This is a genomic window from Flammeovirgaceae bacterium SG7u.111 (genome assembly GCA_034044135.1).
Lineage (GTDB): Bacteria > Bacteroidota > Bacteroidia > Cytophagales > Flammeovirgaceae.
Genome location: CP139021.1, coordinates 6983145 through 7003901 on the forward strand (window position 1 = coordinate 6983145; position 20757 = coordinate 7003901).

The following is a 20757-nucleotide window of genomic DNA, read 5'->3' on the forward strand; positions in this document are numbered from 1 at the left end:
TATCTTCCGTGAACGTAGTTAGTTAGTGGTGCTTTTTTGTTATCCAACAAAAAGCAGAGTATCAAATCTAGTTATTTTTATTGAATGAAAAGGGTTGATTGGGGTATGCTAATAAAAAAGCCACCTTGCCTAAGAAGACAGCAAGACGGCTTTTTCGAAGCATAGATTTATTAAACCCTAAAATTACGGGGCAAAACGATATCTAATACCGTCCCCACTTGAGCTCTTTCGTTCATTAATATTTGCCCCTGATACTTGGCAAGAACTTCGTTTGGCTTCTGAAGCAGAGTATTATTTCCTAGGCTATCACCTAAAGCTGCTGTAATAGCTGTACCCGAGAGCGAAACGGTCATGTTCATCTCATTTCTATCTAACGTCCACCACACCTCTCCTTCGGAAGGCAGGCTACTAGCCAAGAAAGAAACCAAAGGAGCAAAAAGTTGGAATAAAGCTACTCGGTCAGCAAAAATCCAACCATCAAACTCAAAGTTAGTTTGGGTACTCAGTCCTTCTGGAAAATCTGCTTTGTACAAAGAAAGCAGTGCATCCAAAAACTCATTGAGGTTGAGCAGCTCCATTTCTTCTTCCTTCGCATTCATTATTTCTTCCAGTTCTTCCAGCACTTTATCCACATTGGCAACTAGCCCTCCTTGAGCCATATCTACATCTCCGTCCTTTTGAACAGCCACTATTTCTTGTATACAAGCCTGTAGCTCGCCAGCCGAAGCACCACTATTTATCAATGACTTCAACTGAAAAATAGGATGTGGCTTTTCAGGCTCAGCAACTACTTCATCTATTGGAATTTCTTCTTGTACCTCTGGCTCTTCTACAAATGCTGAGGTTTCATGTTCTTGACCATTTTGGCTCGGCACTGGAAAGTCGTTTATTTCTGCCTGCATTTCGGTAGGTTCTTCCGGAATTTCTAACGAGGGGACAGCAACTGCATCATTAGCACTTCCTGATGCTTCAAGTGGGCTCAAGCCAATCCTGATGGCTTCTATCCCATGTACCTCAAGCAAGTTAGTGATGCTTAAGTTAAAGTATTTCTGCACACCCTCTTGGGCAAGAATAATTTTATGAGAAACGCGCTCTCCTCTTCCTGCCGAAGTAGCTTCGGAAAATAATTTTTCAAAAACACCTTTTTGTTCTTTGTCAAAAAGCGCCGCAAGTTTTCCTACCGAACTAATACTGGTTGGGGTCAGCTTCCTCGCAGTACCGTTTTGATAAAAAATATCACCGCTATCGTTGCACAGCAAAATTGATTCAGTCGCATTATCGAGCAGCCACCTTACATACAGCGTATCCTTCTCCATAGTAGCAAAAGATTGCTTGAGGTTGGTAATATTTTGACCTACAACAGCTATAGAGTTATCTTTTTTCACAAAAGAAAAGCTGACATACAGCCATTTGTTTTGCTGCTCGGGCGTCTTTATTTGAAGCTCTTTACGAATTACCTTATCCTTGCCTTTACTCAGCTTAGTTACTACCAAATCATAGATTACAGCCGACATTTCGTCCAGCATATCCCTGAATTGCATGTTGAGGGCATCCTCTTTTTTCAAACCCAAATGCCGCTCCGTATCGCCCTCTAAATAAGAAAAATCGCCTTGGTCATTGAGCATCATAAAGAGATGATCTGGGGTTTTCTTTATCGTTTGAAAAAGAATATTTTCCGTTGAGTCAAATGCGGGGGCGGGGTTCTCCAGCATCTCCACACTTTTTCCATCAATCGATTTTATCTCGAGAATAAACCCTTTGAAGCTTGAATTTTTCTCTGCATTTATCACCATCACCTTCACTTTTTTCCACAAACCATCTTTGTCCATGATCTTAATGGAAATCTCTTTCTCCTTTGTCTTACTTTTCGATGTTTCGGCTATGGCTTTTTGTACTTCTTCATGATGTTTAGAATGCACCCACTTTAGCAAGCTGTCTTTCGGCTGATACCCAAAAAGCATTTTCACCGCATTATTAGCATATTTGATAGTGGAATCTTCATCAATAAATAGCAGTACAGATGACACATTTTTAACTAATGCAGAATAAAAACTTGCTTTGAACGAAAGTTCTTTTTCTTCTTTTTTCTTTTCGGTCACATTATCGAGCTGAAAAAGCAGCCCTGTGAAAACTTTCTCTTTGGTAATGCTTCCCCCATGTGCCTCAACTTGCGCCCAGTTGCCAGATTTATGCTTGAACTGCAAATCGAGGTCGAGCGTAGCCGAATGGTCTGCCTCTAGGTATTGCATGTTGCGGAGCAAAGCAAGTTTTTCAGTTGCTGGCACAAAATCCAGCAAGCTTTTCCCTATCAACTCTTCAACTCTGAAGCCTAATTGGCTTGAGCAAGCATTGTTGACAAAGGTTATTTTCCCATTGGCATCGGTAAATACGTAGACCCTATTCGCTTTTTGGAGTACTTGTTTACATAAGGTCCCTTCTCCATTGGTACTTGCAGGAGCACTCACCGAAACTCCTGATACCGCTTTATTAAACGACATCAGCACGCTAAAGTCAGGGTCACCTCCCAAAGAGGCTATAATCAATTCTACTTTTTCCCAATTTCCATTTGCCAACAGAAAACTAATCTGTTCCGTCCCCGAATAATTTGCATCTGAATTAGCCAACTGCAAATGGTTTTGAACCTTTGACACATCATTAGAATGGATAAAATCGAGTCCACTTCGACCAACCCTGTCTTGCTGCGAATAACCGTAAAATGCCTCTATCGCCTGGTTTTCAAAAACGATATTTCCCAGCCTGTTCAATACACTGATAGGAGTAGGGATATTTTCTTGCAACATTTGTAGCTTTTTAAGCTCTTTTTTACTGTTTACAAGCTGGTTCTCTCTTTCAGTTACATCATCAATTTCTATCATCACCCCTTCAAAAGGGCTATCGCTTTCTAGGTTTACCAGCACGGTATCTCCTTTGCTCCAGCCTTTTCCTTCGGCAAAACGGTACCTAATTGAAGCACATTTCTTTGGCTCTTGTTCTCTCCTTACCTCCTCCAAGACCGATCTGATCTCAAGCTTGTCCTCTTCGTGTATGTACTCGAAAAACGTATCTTTTCCCACCAACCCTTTGAAGGCATGTTTGGCTGCCTGATTCTCATAAATCACCGAATTGTGGCTATCTAGTACTAATATAGATTTGGAAGAATAGCGGTTGATGGTATCAAAAAATGATTCTCGCCTGCGAAGAGTGGTAATATCTGTTGCTACCAACCATACTTCTTTTACAAAATATTGCTCAACTACCCCCAACAGGCTTCTTTGCACATACTGAGTCTCCCCATTTTCAAGCGAATAGCTCACCTCCTGCTTTAACACATATTCTTTCCCAATAAATTTCTGAATGAGCTCTTCGTGGTTTTCTTTACCCAAGAAATGTTTAAGGGGCGACATACCAGGCACTATTTCATCTTGACTCAACCCAAAAAGCCCTAGAAATGCATCATTATACATACTGATTACACTTTCCGAAAGCAGGGCGACTTGGTCAGGCTTTACTTCAGCGGTGCTAAAAGGACTTTTTACGGTAAATTTTGCAATGGCCGTATCTACTCCGTGAAAAAACTTTTCGAGCTTGCCAGATTCTTCCCTGAGTTCGGTACTGGCTTTGAGCCACTCATGTTCGCGATAGCTCAAAGAAATCACTTGGGCAATGAGCCGCCCGAGTGCTATTTCGCTCTCTGACCATTTCCGGATGTTGTTCTTATTTTCATAAATGCAAACCCCTATCGGTTTGCTATTATGGTACAATGTGGTGGTAAATGCCGCTACGGTACTATGCCCAGAAAAATATGCATCCTCTAAATCTGCCAACAACGGGTGACCGTGGGTATGCTCCGCAGCAATATCTTTTTCACTTAGTAGGGACCTGAAAAAGTTAGGGTGATCTACTTGGCTAAGTTTATCGTGCTTTTCGTGAGTATGACCATCGGCATTGAAAACATCGAGGCATTTCAAGCTATCAAACGCATCGTTGAGCAACCAAATACTTGCATAATTCACCTTGAGCATCGCTGCCGCTTTTTCGGTAAAGTACTCAGGCTGTTCGTAAAAGTCTCGTTCGCCTATTGCATCGGTAAAACTTTCTTCCAGCAAATGCAGCTCGTAGTTATTTTCGTTTACCTCTTTTTGATAATCATTTTTTTCTTTCAGAATATCCGTAAACCTTCTAAAGGTGCTTCGGAAACTTCCGTCTAGCAAGACCCAAACCAAGAGCACAATCAGCACTCCTGCTACAGATGTACCTACTGAGATAAGATTGGTAGTAGATTCATTTTCTACATACGAACTATAATTATCGAAAACTATCCAGCCTGTGGAAACCACTGCTTGGAAGCCCAAAATAAAAATGAGGAGGCTTTTATAAGAGCGGGTGCTCTCAAGGTACTTTATATGTTTTTTTTCCATAAATATTCTCTTTCAATCCTAACCCAGCCACCGATACAAATGCTCATAAAGAACTTCTGTGACCAATGAAAAGGCGAGCTCTAGCTTTTCGAAGCTAAGTAACAGGTTGTATAGCTAATAGTAGTATGTTCTGTTTAATATTCCAAAGTGAATATACTAAAGAATATGGAAATAACAGGGGAAGATCGGCCAAGGCAGATCCATGACCTATGGGCTAACCTGTGAAGCCACTTGTCGCAGCCGATTCGGTCATTTTATCCGACAGTTCTTTTCCCAAGTATTTATCAATAAAATGATGGACCACGTACAGCAATGGGGTAAGTACCACAGCTACAAAAAATTTATAAATATAGTTGATGATCCCGACCGCTATTACCTGCTTTAGCGACCAATTTCCAAAAACATAAAAAGCGACCCCAAGCACCACAAAACTGTCTATAAGCTGTGAGATCAATGTTGATCCTGTTGCCCTTAGCCAAATTTTGCTACTACCTGTAAATTTTCTGAGGTATTGGAAAGCCGCAACATCAACTAACTGTCCAATAAGAAAAGCCAATAATGAACCAATGATAATCCCCAAGCCTTGTAAAAATATAGTGTTGTAAGCACTATCTATATTAAAGAGGTTTCCATCTCTATCTACACTATTTACATCTATCCAAAACTGGGCTGGGGGCAGATCGGTGAGCACTACTATCACCAAAAACATATAGGCAATAAGCCCCGCCGTAAGAAATGAAATTTGCCTCACTCCTTTCTTTCCAAAATATTCATTGATCACATCGGTGGTGATGAATACCACAGGCCAAAGCACCACACCTGCCGTAAGGTTGAAATCAAGCACAAAATCTCCAAAAAGAGTGATTTGAGCTGGCTTAACGCCCAAAAAAGCTTCTAAAGAAAAGATTTTAACTCCCAATACTTCCGCCATGAGGGCATTGGAAAGAAAAATACCGAACAATACAAGAAGCAAAATATTTCTTTTGCTAAGCTCTAGGGGTGTATAGCTTACCGCTTTAAGTTGTGCCAAAAGATTAGTTTTATTTAGGTTCAATAAAATGAATGTATGCTAACTAAATTCAGGATTGAAGAGAATTGTTTCTTCGCTATCAAATATACAATACCCTTTCTACAATTCATCCAGCTGATTCTTTTGGAAAACAAAATGGCATTGGAGCACTGTAAAAAAGGCAAAAAGCATTGCTTCGCTTATTTTGTTAAATTTGTAGTAGTTGATGTTTCTAACTAAACAAATAAAATCATGGCAAAAGATTGGAAAGACAGATTAGGCGTGGTGTATTCTACCAACCCCGATTATGAATATGAAAACTCATCTGAAGATGGAGCGGAAACTCTTCCTCCTGAAAAGCAAAACTTGAAAGTTCAGATTGATAAAAAACAGCGCAAGGGAAAAGTAGCCACATTGGTGACGGGCTTTGTAGGAACTGAAGATGATCTGAAGGCCTTGGCAAAAAAACTAAAGTCGAAATGTGGTGTAGGCGGGTCTGCAAAAAACGAAGAAATTATAATCCAAGGGAGTTTCATGGACAAAGTAGTCGAGCTTCTAAAAAATGATGGATACAAAGTAAAAAGGGTGGGCTAACCTCACTCTTTCAGGTGGGTAAAAAAATAGTATTAAACCACCTATAACATGGATATATCCTAATTTTTCAGCTTTTAATTATAGAAAACACATGTAGAAGTTAACATATCTTACTGGCGAGCTGGTCTTGTTTATTTTTTAAAATTTTAAACTTTTCCTAAAGTTAAAATTATAGTAAATGAGTACGAATCCACTAGCTTATGCTTACCAACACAAACTTCAGCCCTGAGATTGAAAATTTCAAGGCACTTATAGAACAGCTTGATAAAGTTTTTTTTGTGAGAGATGCCAAATCGCAAAAAATGCTCTATGTAAGCCCAGCTTTTGAAAATTTATGGGGAATGAGCAGAGATGTTCTTTTTAAAAACCCAAGCTCATTTACCGAACTAGTCCACCCTACTGATAGGCGAAGCGTGATCAAACGCCATATTACTTTCCTATCAAAGAAAACCCAATTTGAAGAGAGTTATAGGATTATAAGAGCTGACAAATCTATTCGCTGGATCTCTGCCAAAACCATCCCTGTGTTTGATGAAAAGGGTGAACTTTACCAAATAGCTGGCATAGCCGAAGATATTACCAGACAAAAACAGCTAGAAAACATCCTACACGAAGTAGAAAAAGTTTCTAAAGTAGGAGGGTGGGAATTTGAACTTACCAACAAACAGTTCACCCTTACCGATGGTGTTTATAATATTTGTGAGCTGCCAACAGGCCATGACCTTTCCTTTGAAGAAGCCTTAAATTTCTTCACCCCCAGCTCGAAGTTCAAACTCATAAAAGCACTCAAACAAGCTTTTGTAGACTCAAAAAACTTTAGCCTTGACCTTGAATTTATTACTGCCCTAAAAACCAAAATCTGGCTTAGGACGGCTGTAAAACCTACTCACTGCAACCGAAATGTTTGCAAGTTCATTGGGACTATCCAAGACATTACTTCTACAAAAGAGGCTGAATATAAACTGATAGAACAAAAAACAGAAGCTGAGGAAGCTGCATACGCTCAGTCGATTTGCCTTTCGACCATGAGCCATGAAATCCGCACTCCTATGAATGCGGTAATTGGGATGACACACCTCCTGCTCAGTGAAAACCCAAAGCCATCGCAAGTAACCCCATTGCGTACTCTTAAATTTTCTGCGGAAAACTTAATGGTACTCATCAATGATATTTTGGACTATAATAAATTGGAATCGGGAAAATTCACTTTTGAAAATATTCCATTTTCACTTAGGGAAGTTGCCGAAGATGTTAAAGAAGCATTTGCCCATAAAGCAAAAGAAAAAAGCATCAGCATCAAACTCAAGCTGGATGCCGATATTCCAACTTTTGTAAAGGGAGACAAAGTTCGACTTACTCAAATCCTAAACAACTTGGTGAGTAATGCTATTAAATTCACCGAGAAAGGCGGAATAACTATAGATATTGAAGTAAAAGAAACAGAAGGAAATACTGTACAGATATACTTCTCGGTTGCCGATACGGGTATCGGCATCCCTAAAGACAAACAACATGCAATCTTTGAGCAGTTTACCCAAGCTAGCCCGGACACTTCCAGAAAATATGGTGGCACAGGATTAGGACTTCCCATTGCAAAAAAGCTCTTGTCGCTCCAAAAAAGCGATCTCAATCTAACTAGTGAAGAAGGGAAAGGCGCACAGTTTTACTTTGAGCTTTCTTTCGATAAAGTGAACAAAAATATAAGGACCTCACCTAAATCATTGCCAAAAGTGTACGATTTGAAAAGGATAAACGTACTTGTGGTAGAAGACAACCGAATAAACCAGCTTGTAGCAAGACGCTTTTTAGAAAAATGGGGTGCAGTTATCGACATTGTCGAAGATGGCAAAGTAGCCGTAGAACGGGTACAAAAGAAAGATTACGACATCGTACTGATGGACTTGGAAATGCCTAAAATGAATGGATATGAAGCCACAAAAATCATCAGGAAAATGGGCGGAGATTATGCTTTTCTGCCTATCATCGCACTAACAGCTTCAGCTATGCAAGATGTGAAAGAAAAGGTAATTAACGCAGGTATGAACGACTACATTCAGAAGCCGTTCCATCCAGATGATTTTTACAATACAATGACAAAATATTACAAATTAGACGAACAAAGTTTGGGCAAAAAATTCGTCGATAGTGGACAAATTCTCGATCTCGATAAACTTTGGGAACCTCAAAACTTATTTTCCATCATAAATGGAAGTGAGGATTTTTTCAACCAATTCTACGAAACAGCAGAAAACTCCTTATTAGAGTTCACAAGAATATACGAGGTAAGTCTTTTGAGCAATGACGTAAACAGTTACAGGCAAAATGCGCACAAAGCAAAATCCGTACTAAAACTTATTGGAGCTCAATCTGTTATCAAAGAGCTGCAAGTTGGCAGAAATTTAGTTGAAGACCCCCAAGCCAAACATGCCGACCTTATTCTTTCCATCGAAAAAGTACAGCGACATATCGAACAGATTTTTGCTGAAATGAAGCAATGTAAAGAAAAGCTATTAACTGGCGAAAACTGTTAACTAAGCCCCTTAACCTTCTTTACAAAAGCTGTGATGTCTTCTTCTAAATCATCACTGTTCTTTAGAAGGTTGATAAACGCACTGCCTATAATAGCTCCGTCGGCATGGCTGCAAGCCTGCTCAAATGTTTTATTATCCGAGATCCCAAAACCAATTAATTTCGGGTTTTGCAATTCCATCTTCTCTATTCTCTGAAAATACGCCAACTGAGTATTTTCTACTTTCGCTTTTGCCCCCGTAATGCTATTTGCAGCTACCATGTAGATAAACCCTCCAGACATCTCATCAATCTGCTTTATTCTTTCCTCTGAAGTCTGGGGAGTGATCAAGAAAATATTATGGATACCGTAATGCTTATAGAGCTTTTGGTAGTCTTTCACATACTCAGGCAGGGGCATGTCAGGTAAAATAGTACCATCAATTCCTATCTCGGCACATTTTTCCAAAAACTTTTCTACACCGTATTGCATTACTGGATTGAGGTAGCCCATCAAAATAATAGGAATATTCACTTCCATACGGATGTCTTCAAGCTGCTCAAAAAGGTGTGCGATGGTCATTCCCCCATCTAGCGCTTTTTGGTTGCTCTCCTGAATAGTAGGACCATCGGCCACAGGATCGGAATAGGGCATACCTATTTCCACCATGTCCGCACCGGCATTTTCGAGTGCTTTTATAATCCGAGTTGTATCTTCAAAGCTTGGGAAACCAGCTGTGAAATATATATTTAAAACTTTTCCTCCCTTTTTGAAGGCAGCATCTATTCTATTTTCTTGTATCAGTTCCATCATCTTAAATTCAACTCTTAGAAGTATTCGAGCCCAAAAATAAACTTTCAGTTTGACTTTCGTGAAATTGACTCCATTTTCAGTTTATTTTATTTGAAAGGTCTCTGCCCAATTTTCCAGCATTTTCAGACCAAAAGTAGTCAAGATTGCTTCTGGGTGAAACTGCAATCCCCAAATAGGTAATGTCAAATGCTTCATTGCCATTATTTCCCCTTTTGCAGTAGTCGCTGTTGGCACTAATGAAGGCGGCATATTTTGCAAAATGAGCGAGTGGTAGCGAACAATTTCTGTTTTTGGAGGAACGCCCTTGAACATATCTTGATCTATGCAACAAATTTCAGAAATTTTCCCGTGCATAGGTTTTTCAGCCTTTACCAACTCCGCCCCGAAATATTCCCCTATAGCTTGATGCCCCAAGCAAATACCTAGAATTGGCAACTTTTGCTCGTAATGTTCCAACACCGACATCAAATTACCTGCTTTCCGAGGGATTTCTGGACCAGGGGACAAAACCACCCCGTGATACTTCCCAGCCTTTATTTTTTTTAAGGGAAAGTCATTTCTAAGCACATCGCATTCGATATTGAGTTGCCCGAAATAATCAACCAAATTATAAGTGAAAGAATCGAAATTATCGAGTAATAAGATCAATATCGGTTATTTGGTTGTGTTAGAAATGAACGTTAAGCTCCTTTAGGGTCGAGCATAGCCCTAATATCATCGTAGAGCTCTCCTATAGAAGGCGAGAGTATCTTGCCAGTTTCCACTAGCCAAATCTGAAAGTCGAGTAACATGGGATAGATTTTAGTATCGTCGGTGATATCCTTGGGAAGTCGTAAACCTGCCGCATCCAACAGCCCAAGGAATATGCTCAAGAACACGGCATACTTAAGTCCCCCAAGTACCATTGCGGCAAAATTGTCGAAACTGTCGAAGATTGAATAATCTATTTTATTTTGAATTGCCCTCGTCATTTTGTTGAGGGCCAAAGAGCCCAACACAAAAAATAGAACATAAAACCCAAATTTAGCTATCCGAGGAGAATTCATATCCAAGGCTTTATCAGCACTCATAAAAACATTGGCTATGGCAAAAAAGATCAAAATGACCCCTGCCACAAATACAACGATAGAAATAAGCTCTACCAAAAAACCTTTTTGATAGCCTTTATAGGCTCCCCAAATAATAAAAAATGCCAATACTAAATCGACAACCCTTATGTAAGACGAAAAATAGCTCTCCACTTTGTTCGATTATAATGTGATGAATAAAAAGCGGTTAGTGAGTTTTAATAATTGTTTTTCTATTCAATCAATACTTTATCAAAGATAACATACCTTATTGAAAAGCAGTTTTCTACTTTATAAAATTAACCTGCAAGTGCTTTTTTTACCGCATCGGCTATACGCTTTCCATCAGCCCTACCTGCTATTTCGGCCCTTGCCTCGTTCATCACCCTGCCCATATCCTTCATTCCGCTAGCGCCTGTTTTCTCTACTATTTCCCCCACTATCTTATCAACTTCCTCTTCAGCAAGCTGCTGTGGTAAAAATTGCTCAATTACTTTTGCTTCTTCAAGCTCATTTTGGGCCAATTCTTCCCTACCATTGTTCATATATATATTGGCAGAATCTTTACGCTGCTTTACTGCTTTATTAAGAATCTGGATTTCGGTTTCGGCAGAAAGACCGTAGTAGCCAGGTTTTTCGGTTTCGGCTAATTGGATGAGCGACTTGATGGCCCTTAAAGCTACAAGTGCTTTTTTGTCACCTGCCCTCATCGCTTCTTTCATTGCCGCTTCAACTTTCTCTTTTAATGACATTATGATTGGTTTTGGATAAAAATTTCTTTTTAAAAAGATCAATTTTTTCTTCGCTCTAAAATGAGACTTGCCAATTTAAAATAGCAAATGGCAATTTCTATTACTAGAAGTCCTTAAACAAAGAATTTCATTATTTTCTACAAATATATTAAATCGCAGAAGGATTCTAAATTTGGAAAAGGTATGACAAAGCTAAGTGTTAATATAAACAAGATAGCCACGCTGAGAAATTCGCGCGGTGGAAATATGCCAAATGTGGTAAATGTGGCAAAGGATTGTGAACGGTTTGGTGCACAAGGCATCACCGTACACCCCCGCCCCGACGAGCGGCACATCCGCTATGCCGATGTGTTCGACTTGAAGGAAATTGTAACCACCGAGTTCAATATAGAAGGCAACCCTCAGAAAGGGAGGTATATGGAAGTGGTTCTGCAATCGAAACCTACCCAAGCCACATTAGTTCCCGATACGGATGGAGCCATCACATCAAATGCTGGTTGGGACACTATTGCACACAAAGCCTATTTGGTAGAGACTATAGCCGAACTCAAACGAAACGGGATTAGGACATCAATTTTTGTAGACCCTGATGAAAGAATGGTAGAAGGGGCGGCCGCAACCGGCACAGACAGGATTGAGCTTTATACGGAATCGTACGCTACTGGCTTTATGACAGATAAAGCAGCAGCAATCGCTCCATTTAAAAAGGCGGCAAAGCTTGCCAAAGAACTAGGTTTAGAGATAAATGCTGGGCACGACCTAAGCCTTGAAAATCTCCACTATTTTTATAAGGAAATAGAAGGGTTGGATGAAGTTTCAATCGGCCATGCACTGATAAGCGATGCGCTTTATTTGGGTTTGGAAAACACAATCCAGCTCTACCTCAAAAAGCTTACATAAACCATATTAAAACCTTCTTATTCCTAAAGCTGTGGAGTAGTTTTCTACTTGCTTTATGAAATGCAATTTTCTGATGGGGCCTGCTTTCACTTCAAAGGAAGTAATAGCCCCTTCTGCATTTCTATGGAAGCTCGCCAGGCCGTCTTCCATCGCCCATTTATCAATTTTTATCATAGAAAAAGGGGTTTTTAGTTTATTCCCAACCTTTAGGAAAAGCTTATCGCCTACCCTCGAAATACTGTAATATGCGTTTAGCTCATCGCTGTAATAGGTACCCACAAATTCATTCAAATCAACTCCATATTGGCTTGCCGCTTTCTCAGCAAAAATCTTCTTTCCGTTCAGGCTCAACCAAAAACTTGAGCCCCCTTTTTCTTTGGATGGAATAAAAGCAAGGCTCAAATCTATTTCTTTGGCAAAAAACTCACTTTTGCTTTTGGCAAAAAGCTGCATTTTTATTTGCCCCAAAAAATCGATATAAAACTCCCCTTTTTCGGTAAAAAGCTTCACCACCATCCCATTTGCTAATTCGTAATTTCCCACCAACTCTTGTAACTCCAGTTTTAGTTTGGGGTTACGACTCTCTACTTCTAGTACCTCCAAAGAAAGCTGGCTTTCAATATTTAAGCTATCTAGCATAACATCCGCTACTTGGTAAGCTAGCTTCGTTGCAGGAAGACTACTCACATTTGAGAGGCAAATTACCGTCATATTCAATTCTGGAAACCTAAGCAACTGCGACCTAAACCCCACAAAAGCCCCGCTATGACCGACTGTCTTAATACTTCGATGCTCTCCATGATCCAACCCCGCTGCATAGCTCAACTTTTCCCCATTGGAAAGCCTTCCCTTTTCCTGCATTTTTTGAGTAAAATTAGTGATAGGCAAACGGTTATAATAAAAATTCCAATCCCACTTGGCAAGATCTTCTACTGTAGTAAAAAGCCCTCCATCACCAATAATACTCAGGTTGGACATATAAATTTCAAATCCTCCATTTTCCCCACTAGCATAGCCCGAAGCCCTGTTTCTTACAATCATTTTGTGGTTATCGTGAAAATGGGTGTTGAACATTTTGAGCGGATCAAAAATATTTTTTTGAGCAAAAACACCTATACCCTCCCCCGCCACTTTTTTCACGATTTCACCAAGCAGAAAATAGCCCGAATTGTTGTAGAGCATATCCGTACCTGGTTCAAAATTAAGGTTCTTTTGCCTTTTGATCATTTCCAATACCTCTTCCGAAGTAAAGCGATCTTGCTCATTATAGCCCGAAAGCATAGCCAACTTAAAAAAATCTCTCAAACCACTCGTATGATACAATAAATGCTTCACCTGAATCTGGTCAGCATAGGCGGGAAACCCTTCAAAATAGTCGGACAGTTTATCGTCCAGCGAAAGCTTGTTTTGCTCCTCCAGCATAAGGATACACGCTGCCGTAAACTGCTTAGAAATAGACGCTACCCTAAAAACTGTTTTATTAAAAATAGGGATATTGTATTCGAGATTGGCCATGCCATAGCCTTTCGTATAAATCAAGTCACCGTCTTTTATAACCCCGATAATTCCTCCAGGCGTAGTAGGTTTATCCCATTCCTGAAAAATAAAATCGACTTTTTTCTGAAGCTCATCGCTGATTTTTTGTTGCCCAAAAAGAGGCAACGATGCCAGAAACATGACAAATGTGAGCGAACTAACGATGCGAGTGCGGAAAGTCTTCATAATTACCTGGTTTTAGTGTTGGTAGTTAGGCTGCATGGCTTTGAGAAAAACATAAAAACCACACAGCTTTCATTTCCAGCAATTTACCCCAGCCCTATCTGTCGGTTTTTATTCACATCCTCTCTATAATAATCCCATATTCTCAAATTATTGTTCACTTTCGACTAAGTTTAAGAAAAGGGTTTTTCTAAGAATAAGGATTTAGCAATTGCTAAAACGCTCAGATGGGTTCATATTATTTTGTACTTTAGATCAATTGCAGCGCAAGCATTTTATAATTTAGGCAAATGACTTGTGTATTTTTTTGAATAACTCTATAAAAAAATGTTTGAAAGTATACGTAAAAAAGCTCTCGACTTTGCAGGGTTGCAAGAGCTTAGGGAAAAGAACCCTCAGAAAAAGATAGTTTACTGCACTGGGTGTTACGATATATTACAATCGGGACATGCCGTATTTTTCAACCAGTGCAAAGCTCTTGGGGATATTTTGGTCGTAGGTGTGGGAAAAGATATTGTGATAGAAAAGCTTAAAGGACCAGGGCGACCAGTAAATCCAGAAATAAATAGGCTATACTTAGTTGCAGCTATGCAGGATGTGGATTACGCAACCTTAAATGGAGAAGAAATACTTGAAGGAAAAGTGGACTTTATGCCCGTACTGGAACACCTCAAACCTGATATTTTTGTTATAAACGACGATGACTCAGGACTTGAACACAAACAAGAGCTTTGCCATAGCCTGGATATTGAGCCCAAGCTTGTTTCAAGAGTAGTACCTCCCGAATTGATGCCTACTTCCACCACCAACATTATCAACAAAATCAATTACGCATACAGGGCTGCGCTTAGAATTGACTTTGCTGGTGGGTGGACTGATGTGCCTTACATAATGAATGGGAAAACGGGCTATGTTTCCAATGTAGCCATTAAGCCACTTATTGAATATAAAGCAGGGCAATTTAACTTCTCAGGATACCCAAGAGGCAGCGGATTGAGTACTTCCACCGCCGCCAAACTCCTTGAAATGATCAGCGCCAAAAACTACAATTCTGAGAATAAAACCCTAGAAACAATTGGTGAAGACTTATTCAACTACGAAAATAAAGAACTAAACTGGTTTATTGGCCGGCAAGACCAATACTCCATTGTGTATGGAGGGTTTCATTGTTTCGAATTTGGCAGCGATTATGCAAAACTACTTCCTATCGAAATACCTCCAGAAACGCTCGACTTATTTCGCTCCAAGTTGCTTTTGCTCCATACTAGTGTATCGAGAAATGCGCAAACTGCTGTAGAAGAAGTTTATCAGAATTATAAAACCCAAAGTGGGCAAGATGCATTGAAAAAGCTAGCAGAGTATGGCAAGGCTTTTTCTGAAGCTCTTTTGGCAAAAGATATAGAAGCCTGTGCTGAAATAATAGAGAAAAACTGGCAAGCCCAAATCCAACTTGCTCCTTCTAGCACCAATAAAGAACTGGATGAAATGTACAGTTTTGCGAAAGAGAATGGAGCACTTGGCGGCAAACTTTGTGGAGCTGGGGGAGGTGGTGCTTTTGTATTTGTTTCAAACAATCCTCTTGAACTTCGTACACAATTGAAAAAAAAGTTCTCAGCTTGTTTTGAAATTGATTTTGAGTTTGAAACCCTAGATATCAAATCTTTGAATAAGATATAACAAGCCAACCTCCAAATTCATAATTTTGTGAGCTTTTAATACAAAAATTCATAGATCAAGTAAAATGGAATTACACTTTGTAAAATATCAGGGAACAGGGAATGATTTTGTGATGATAGATGATAGAGCCCATGAGTTTGATGCATCAAATCATCAGCTAATAACGAAGCTTTGCCACAGGCGATTTGGCGTAGGGGCAGACGGACTTATTCTCCTGAGAAACCGAAAAGGCTACGATTTTGAAATGGTTTATTTTAATGCAGATGGGCACTTAGGCTCTATGTGTGGGAATGGAGGAAGGTGTACTGTTCATTTTGCCCACTCCCTTGGCGTTTTTGATAAAAAAACCACATTTTTAGCTGCCGATGGCGATCATGAAGCATCCGTTGCTGAAGGCATTGTACATCTCAAAATGAACGATGTGAGTAGGGTAGACAAAGGAGATGGATATGTGTTTATGGATACCGGCTCGCCACATTATGTGGCTCCCGTCCAAAACCTTAAAGCTTTTCCCGTGTTTGAAAAAGGGAAGGAAGTTCGCCATAGCTTTATGGATGGTGGGACGAATGTGAATTTTACGGAACAGAAAGGAGATGTACTGCATGTTCGCACTTTTGAAAGAGGCGTGGAAGATGAAACACTTTCCTGCGGAACTGGAGTAACAGCCTCGGTTATTGCCGCAAACCTGAACGGAACTCCTGAGCCTGTAAAGGTAAAAGTACTTGGCGGAGAGCTTGCTGTCAACTTTGATAAGGTCGGCGATTTGTACACCAACATTTACCTAATAGGTCCTGCTAAAGCTGTTTTTGCTGGAACTTTTGACCTTAATAATTTCTAATTACAACTATTGGGGCAAATGGAAGGTCTGTAAATTAACACAGGGAGAAAAACCTTTCTCCCTCCAAAATATTCAGCATATTTCACTAAATTCCCAACTGAATGTACTAGTACAGACAAGCTTTTGAGAAGATAAAAGACCACTACTGAAATAATATGAAAAAATTTGTATTTCCTTTTTTCTTACTGCCTCTGCTAATTTTTATAGCATCTTGCTCGTCCTCGTATAAAGTAGCCGAAAACCATTTTAAAAAAGGACACTACAACACTGCTATTCCTATTTTCCTGAAAACCGTCGAAACCTCTGGTTCGGAAGAACAAAAGGCAAAAATCAACTATATGGTGGGGGAATGCTATCGCCTTTCCAATAGATTGCCCGAAGCAGAACCCTTCTACCGCAAAGCTTTTGTGAGCAAGGCTTACAATGATGAAAACTTGCTTTATCAATACTGTTTCGCCTTGAAGGCCGCTGGGAAATATGAATCTGCCGAGAAAGGGTTCAAAAAATATATTCAGGAGGGAAAGGAATTTTTGAAAGTGAGAAGAGCCAAGCAAGAGCTTGAAAACTTGAAAGAAATAGAAGCTGTATCAAAAGTAAATCCGTATATCACCATTACCAATTGTGATGCACTCAATACGGAAGCGGCTGAGTATGGCCCCATGATGTTCCAAGATAACCAACTGGTATTCACAAGCTCAAGAATGGGCCAAGAAATTTTCGAATCTACTGGCAAGCCATTTACCGATTTATTTTACTACGACCTAGAGGCTAATGCAGATTGCAAAGGCGCAGCTCGCCCCTTCAACGAACTGGTGAACTTGGAAGGCTTCCATGAAGCCTCGGCAACGTTTAGCCGAGATGGAAAGGTGATGATTTTTGCACGTAGTAATAGTGGAAAAAAGAAAGACTTGGCCGAAGAGGTCAACCTTTATATTTCTACCCAAGAGGAGGGCGAATGGACTGAACCAAAGCTCTTCTTGCCCGTGACCACCCTTAAGTACTGGGACGGGTGCCCTATTCTCCACCCCGATGGAAAGACATTGTACTTTGCCTCTAACAGGCCTGGTGGATATGGCGGCTTGGACATTTACCGAACTCGCCGAAATACTAGAGGAGAATGGAGCCGCCCTACCAATATGGGCAAAGTGATCAATAGCGCTGGAAACGAGATGTTCCCTTTTGTTTCTAGAGAAGGCAAACTTTACTTTGCTTCGGACGGACATCCGGGAATGGGTGGTCTTGACCTGTTTGAAGCAGTAAGAAGGGATGGTAAAATTACGGTGAAAAACATGAGACCTCCGTTCAACTCTCCTTCCGATGATTTTTCACTGGCTTTCAAAACCCCAAAAACAGGTTATTTCTCTTCAAATAGAACTTCAGACGGGGCAAAGGGCGATGATGATATTTTCTACTTTGTAGATGAAACTCCCGAAACCAAAATCATCAATTATTACTTAGCAGGAACTACTTTCCAAGAGGAAAACATCAAAAAATCTTTGTTGGATGAAGTAACCTTGGAGCTGCTAGATGAGAGCGGCGATGTGATTGGCACTACCAAATCTGATTCTGTAGGAAGGTTTAAGTTTGAAAACAAGTTGCAAATAGGAATTGATTATACGGTAAGAGGTTCTAAAACTGAATTCATCGATGCCAACGAACTATTTTCTACTATAGGAAAAGGAAGGGACCCCGAAGAATTTGACGATCCTGAAAACGACGTAGTTTTTGAAACCGAACTTTCTCTTTACCAAAACATTTTTGCCGACCTCGATATGGAAGGTGGTGAAGAAACAGGCGAAGGAGGAAGAAGGTCGGTGGTGTTGGAAGGAATTCTGTATGATTTGGACGACTGGCGAATTAGACCTGATGCGGCTAGGGAACTTGACAAATTGGTCATCTACCTAAAAAGTCGCCCAACCCTAAAAATTGAATTAGGAGCGCATACGGATAGTAGGGCAAGTGACAGGCACAATATGAGGCTTTCGAAGAGAAGAGCCGAATCGGCTGTTGAATACATCGTTTCGAATGGGATTGACCCCGAGAGGATTGTGGCCAAAGGTTATGGAGAAAGTCAATTGCTGATTCCCGATGCTGTATCTGAAGAAGAACATCAACTGAACAGACGCACAACGGTTACCATTTTAGGAGAAGTTGGCGACGAGGAAGAAGGAGAATAAAATATTCTGATACAAATTACATCAATGGCTCAAAGTAGGTATGTATGGCATAGCGACTTTGAGCTTTTTTTATAACTTTTGAACAAGGAGATTTTTATACCCCCAAGCTTTATCCGCAATTAATTGAACTAGAAAAAAATGAGCATAAAGAGTTTTAGCATATTCGAAGGGAATAAAAGATTATTGTATTGGTTTTGCCAGTTCAGCGGATGGTCTCTCATGGGACTTTACACCCTCATTGTCAACATTCAAGGAGATGGGTTGCCCGAAACATATATTGTGCTCGATACGATGTTCACACTCGGCTGCCTAATGATGCTTTCGCACCTTTATAGGTATTTCATTATCAAATGGGGTTGGCTAAAAATAATATTTTCGAAGCTCATACTCAGGATAATGCTTTCTTCATTTATCCTTGCTATTGTCTCTACGCCCTTCTCGTTGCTTTCAACTTTACTTTTTCACAAAGACCAATTAGAAGTAGCGCTAACTCTTGAGAGCTTAATTGTAAGTGTAATTACCGTAACATTCCTTTACTTCGGCTGGTCGCTTGCTTATGTACTGTACCACTACGTAACCAACTACAACCGTAACTTGAAGTGGGAAGCATTGATCAATGAATTTGAACTGAATCAACTAAAATCCCAATTGAACCCTCATTTTATTTTCAATGCGCTCAATACAGTAAAAGCATTGGTAGATGAAGATCCCCAGAAGGCTAAAGATTCGATAAATCAGCTATCCAATATCCTCCGAAACTCGCTGATGATGGATAAGAAAAAGGTGATTCCATTTCAAGAAGAGCTGAATATTGTGAGAGATTATTTGAACTTAGAAAACACGAGATACGAGGAAAGATTAAGTGTTGCTTATGACATTGATGATTTGACACTTGGACATAAAGTACCACCTATGATGATCCAAACTATTGTGGAAAATGGGATAAAGCATGGAATTGCTAAGTTAAAAAACGGTGGGCAGATCACGATAAAAACTTCTTTGGGAGAAGATAGGTCAGCCATATTTGAAATAAGAAACACGGGAACTTATGACCCCAAACCAGAAAGAAGGGAAGGCTATGGTTTAAAAAGCACAAAACAAAGGCTCGCACTTCTTTACCACAACCGTGCTGATTTTTCTATTAATAATGAGAAAGACCAAAGCGTACTGACCTATATAAAGATACCCCAGTGGGACAATAGCGAGCTGGTTACTTCTACCGCTCCACAGTAAACTATTCCACAAAGTACTTAGCTAATCCTTTGGTTTGATAGGTTTTCACTTCTCCACCTTCATCGTAAATCAAAAAGCCTTCAAGGTTTGGCTGAGACTCTAGGATTTTAATTGCCCGCTCTACCCCTATCACCATAAACGAGGTAGCAAACGCATCGGCAGTCATACAATCATCGGCAAAAACCGAGGCGCTTAGCAAACTATGCTGCACGGGTACTCCAGATACTGGATCAATGGTATGTGCGTACTTTTTCCCGTCTTTTTCATAGAAATTCTGATAATTGCCCGATGTAGCCAAAGCTTTGTTTTCTACCCTAATTTTTGCGCTCAACAGATCGCCTCCTTTTTCTAGGTAATAAGGGTTATTGATACCAATTAGCCATGCCTCTCCATTTTTATTTTTTCCATAGCAAATAAGCTCACCACCTATTTCTACCATAAAATCTTTGATCCCGTGTTCAAGCAACAGCTCGCCAACCAAGTCTACGGCATAGCCTTTTGCTATCGCGCTAAAATCGAGCTGAATACCTTCTTTTAACTTCCAGACTTTTTCCTTATCAAAACCTACCTTATCGAAGCCTACATACTGAAGTAGAGAGTCCACCACACCTTTATCAGCATAAGGCTCTTTATCTGGGCCGAAGCCCCAGGCATTCACCAAAGGCATTACTGTCGGATCAAAAGAGCCTTCGGTAACCTTATAGATCTCTTTACTTTTTTGGAGAACTGGATAGAAAAAACGAGAACGGAACTCCACTGAGCTATCCCTGTTGAACTCCGATATTTCAGAGTATTGAATGTAGGTAGAAAGCGATTCGTTAAATGCAGCAAGTAACTCTTTGATTTCTTCTGTCAAATCTCTTTTCTCGACATCTAGGTATTTCACATTATAAGAGACCACGCCCATAGTAACTCCGCTCACAGTCATCTCCTGCGCTTTAGAGCTTCTATAGAAATAAACAATAAGTACAAGAGTAATTAGTACTGCCGAATAAATTAGGTTCTTTTTCTGATTTTTATCCATTTCAAAAAATATAATATGGGCTTTTGT

General features: G+C 40.0%; 15 protein-coding genes. 7 read left to right on the forward strand and 8 right to left on the reverse strand.

All coding sequences use genetic code 11. The features are described from left to right. Positions 1–170: 170 nt before the first annotated feature. Positions 171–4418: a PAS domain S-box protein gene (locus tag R9C00_26910; protein ID WPO35331.1), complete on the reverse strand. Its 4248-nt coding sequence runs from the start codon at positions 4416–4418 to the stop codon at positions 171–173. A gap of 214 nt (positions 4419–4632) precedes the next feature. After that, a complete protein-coding gene (locus R9C00_26915; GenBank protein WPO35332.1) occupies positions 4633–5448 on the reverse strand; it encodes a queuosine precursor transporter in 816 nt (271 codons plus the stop codon). 231 nt (positions 5449–5679) lie between these two features. Between R9C00_26915 and R9C00_26920 the strand changes: the two genes are divergently transcribed. Together R9C00_26920 and R9C00_26925 are read left to right on the forward strand one after the other, a co-directional pair. After that, positions 5680–6021, forward strand: coding sequence for a translation initiation factor (locus tag R9C00_26920; protein ID WPO35333.1), 342 nt, complete (start codon positions 5680–5682; stop codon positions 6019–6021). Positions 6022–6221: 200 nt separating this feature from the next. Beyond that, the gene (locus tag R9C00_26925; GenBank protein WPO35334.1) at positions 6222–8552 is read left to right on the forward strand and encodes an ATP-binding protein; all 2331 of its coding nucleotides are present in this window, start codon (positions 6222–6224) and stop codon (positions 8550–8552) included. Here the strand turns inward: R9C00_26925 and trpA are convergent. The 4 genes from trpA to R9C00_26945 form a co-directional block, all read right to left on the reverse strand. After that, a complete protein-coding gene (gene trpA / locus R9C00_26930) occupies positions 8549–9343 on the reverse strand; it encodes a tryptophan synthase subunit alpha (GenBank protein ID WPO35335.1) in 795 nt (264 codons plus the stop codon). The two genes, R9C00_26925 and trpA, sit on opposite strands and share 4 nt — an antisense overlap. 81 nt (positions 9344–9424) lie before the next feature. Continuing rightward, complete coding sequence (locus tag R9C00_26935; GenBank protein WPO35336.1) at positions 9425–9991, reverse strand: aminodeoxychorismate/anthranilate synthase component II; 567 nt, start codon at positions 9989–9991, stop codon at positions 9425–9427. Between the two features lie 32 nt (positions 9992–10023). Then, positions 10024–10584: a CvpA family protein gene (locus R9C00_26940; GenBank protein ID WPO35337.1), complete on the reverse strand. Its 561-nt coding sequence runs from the start codon at positions 10582–10584 to the stop codon at positions 10024–10026. A gap of 125 nt (positions 10585–10709) precedes the next feature. Beyond that, positions 10710–11162 (reverse strand): GatB/YqeY domain-containing protein, encoded by a 453-nt coding sequence (locus tag R9C00_26945; protein WPO35338.1) that lies wholly within the window; start codon positions 11160–11162, stop codon positions 10710–10712. Positions 11163–11345: 183 nt separating this feature from the next. On the opposite strand from R9C00_26945, the gene R9C00_26950 reads away from it, so the two are divergent. Further along, entirely contained in the window at positions 11346–12062 is a 717-nt protein-coding gene (locus R9C00_26950; protein WPO35339.1) for a pyridoxine 5'-phosphate synthase, read from the forward strand. 6 nt (positions 12063–12068) lie between these two features. Here R9C00_26950 and R9C00_26955 read toward each other — a convergent pair whose 3' ends face one another. Further along, the gene (locus R9C00_26955; GenBank protein WPO35340.1) at positions 12069–13784 is read right to left on the reverse strand and encodes a serine hydrolase domain-containing protein; all 1716 of its coding nucleotides are present in this window, start codon (positions 13782–13784) and stop codon (positions 12069–12071) included. A gap of 324 nt (positions 13785–14108) precedes the next feature. Between R9C00_26955 and R9C00_26960 the strand changes: the two genes are divergently transcribed. The 4 genes from R9C00_26960 (at position 14109) to R9C00_26975 (ending at position 19706) form a co-directional block, all read left to right on the forward strand. After that, the gene (locus R9C00_26960; protein ID WPO35341.1) at positions 14109–15458 is read left to right on the forward strand and encodes an adenylyltransferase/cytidyltransferase family protein; all 1350 of its coding nucleotides are present in this window, start codon (positions 14109–14111) and stop codon (positions 15456–15458) included. A gap of 64 nt (positions 15459–15522) precedes the next feature. Beyond that, complete coding sequence (dapF, locus tag R9C00_26965) at positions 15523–16296, forward strand: diaminopimelate epimerase (protein ID WPO35342.1); 774 nt, start codon at positions 15523–15525, stop codon at positions 16294–16296. Positions 16297–16451: 155 nt separating this feature from the next. Beyond that, the gene (locus R9C00_26970; GenBank protein ID WPO35343.1) at positions 16452–18473 is read left to right on the forward strand and encodes an OmpA family protein; all 2022 of its coding nucleotides are present in this window, start codon (positions 16452–16454) and stop codon (positions 18471–18473) included. Positions 18474–18611: 138 nt separating this feature from the next. Next, positions 18612–19706, forward strand: coding sequence for a histidine kinase (locus R9C00_26975; GenBank protein ID WPO35344.1), 1095 nt, complete (start codon positions 18612–18614; stop codon positions 19704–19706). Position 19707: 1 nt separating this feature from the next. Here the strand turns inward: R9C00_26975 and R9C00_26980 are convergent, their stop codons facing one another. After that, entirely contained in the window at positions 19708–20730 is a 1023-nt protein-coding gene (locus R9C00_26980; GenBank protein ID WPO35345.1) for an FAD:protein FMN transferase, read from the reverse strand. Positions 20731–20757: the final 27 nt, after the last annotated feature.

Excerpts from the sequence above, each read along its gene's own strand:
- R9C00_26910 (WPO35331.1), bottom strand. The coding sequence starts at position 4,418 with ATGGAAAAAAAACATATAAAGTACCTTGAGAGCACCCGCTCTTATAAA.
- R9C00_26955 (WPO35340.1), bottom strand. The coding sequence starts at position 13,784 with ATGAAGACTTTCCGCACTCGCATCGTTAGTTCGCTCACATTTGTCATG.
- R9C00_26975 (WPO35344.1), top strand. The coding sequence starts at position 18,612 with ATGAGCATAAAGAGTTTTAGCATATTCGAAGGGAATAAAAGATTATTG.
- R9C00_26980 (WPO35345.1), bottom strand. The coding sequence starts at position 20,730 with ATGGATAAAAATCAGAAAAAGAACCTAATTTATTCGGCAGTACTAATT.
- R9C00_26945 (WPO35338.1), bottom strand. The coding sequence starts at position 11,162 with ATGTCATTAAAAGAGAAAGTTGAAGCGGCAATGAAAGAAGCGATGAGG.
- R9C00_26925 (WPO35334.1), top strand. The coding sequence starts at position 6,222 with ATGCTTACCAACACAAACTTCAGCCCTGAGATTGAAAATTTCAAGGCA.
- R9C00_26970 (WPO35343.1), top strand. The coding sequence starts at position 16,452 with ATGAAAAAATTTGTATTTCCTTTTTTCTTACTGCCTCTGCTAATTTTT.
- dapF (WPO35342.1), top strand. The coding sequence starts at position 15,523 with ATGGAATTACACTTTGTAAAATATCAGGGAACAGGGAATGATTTTGTG.
- R9C00_26950 (WPO35339.1), top strand. The coding sequence starts at position 11,346 with ATGACAAAGCTAAGTGTTAATATAAACAAGATAGCCACGCTGAGAAAT.
- trpA (WPO35335.1), bottom strand. The coding sequence starts at position 9,343 with ATGATGGAACTGATACAAGAAAATAGAATAGATGCTGCCTTCAAAAAG.
- R9C00_26920 (WPO35333.1), top strand. The coding sequence starts at position 5,680 with ATGGCAAAAGATTGGAAAGACAGATTAGGCGTGGTGTATTCTACCAAC.
- R9C00_26960 (WPO35341.1), top strand. The coding sequence starts at position 14,109 with ATGTTTGAAAGTATACGTAAAAAAGCTCTCGACTTTGCAGGGTTGCAA.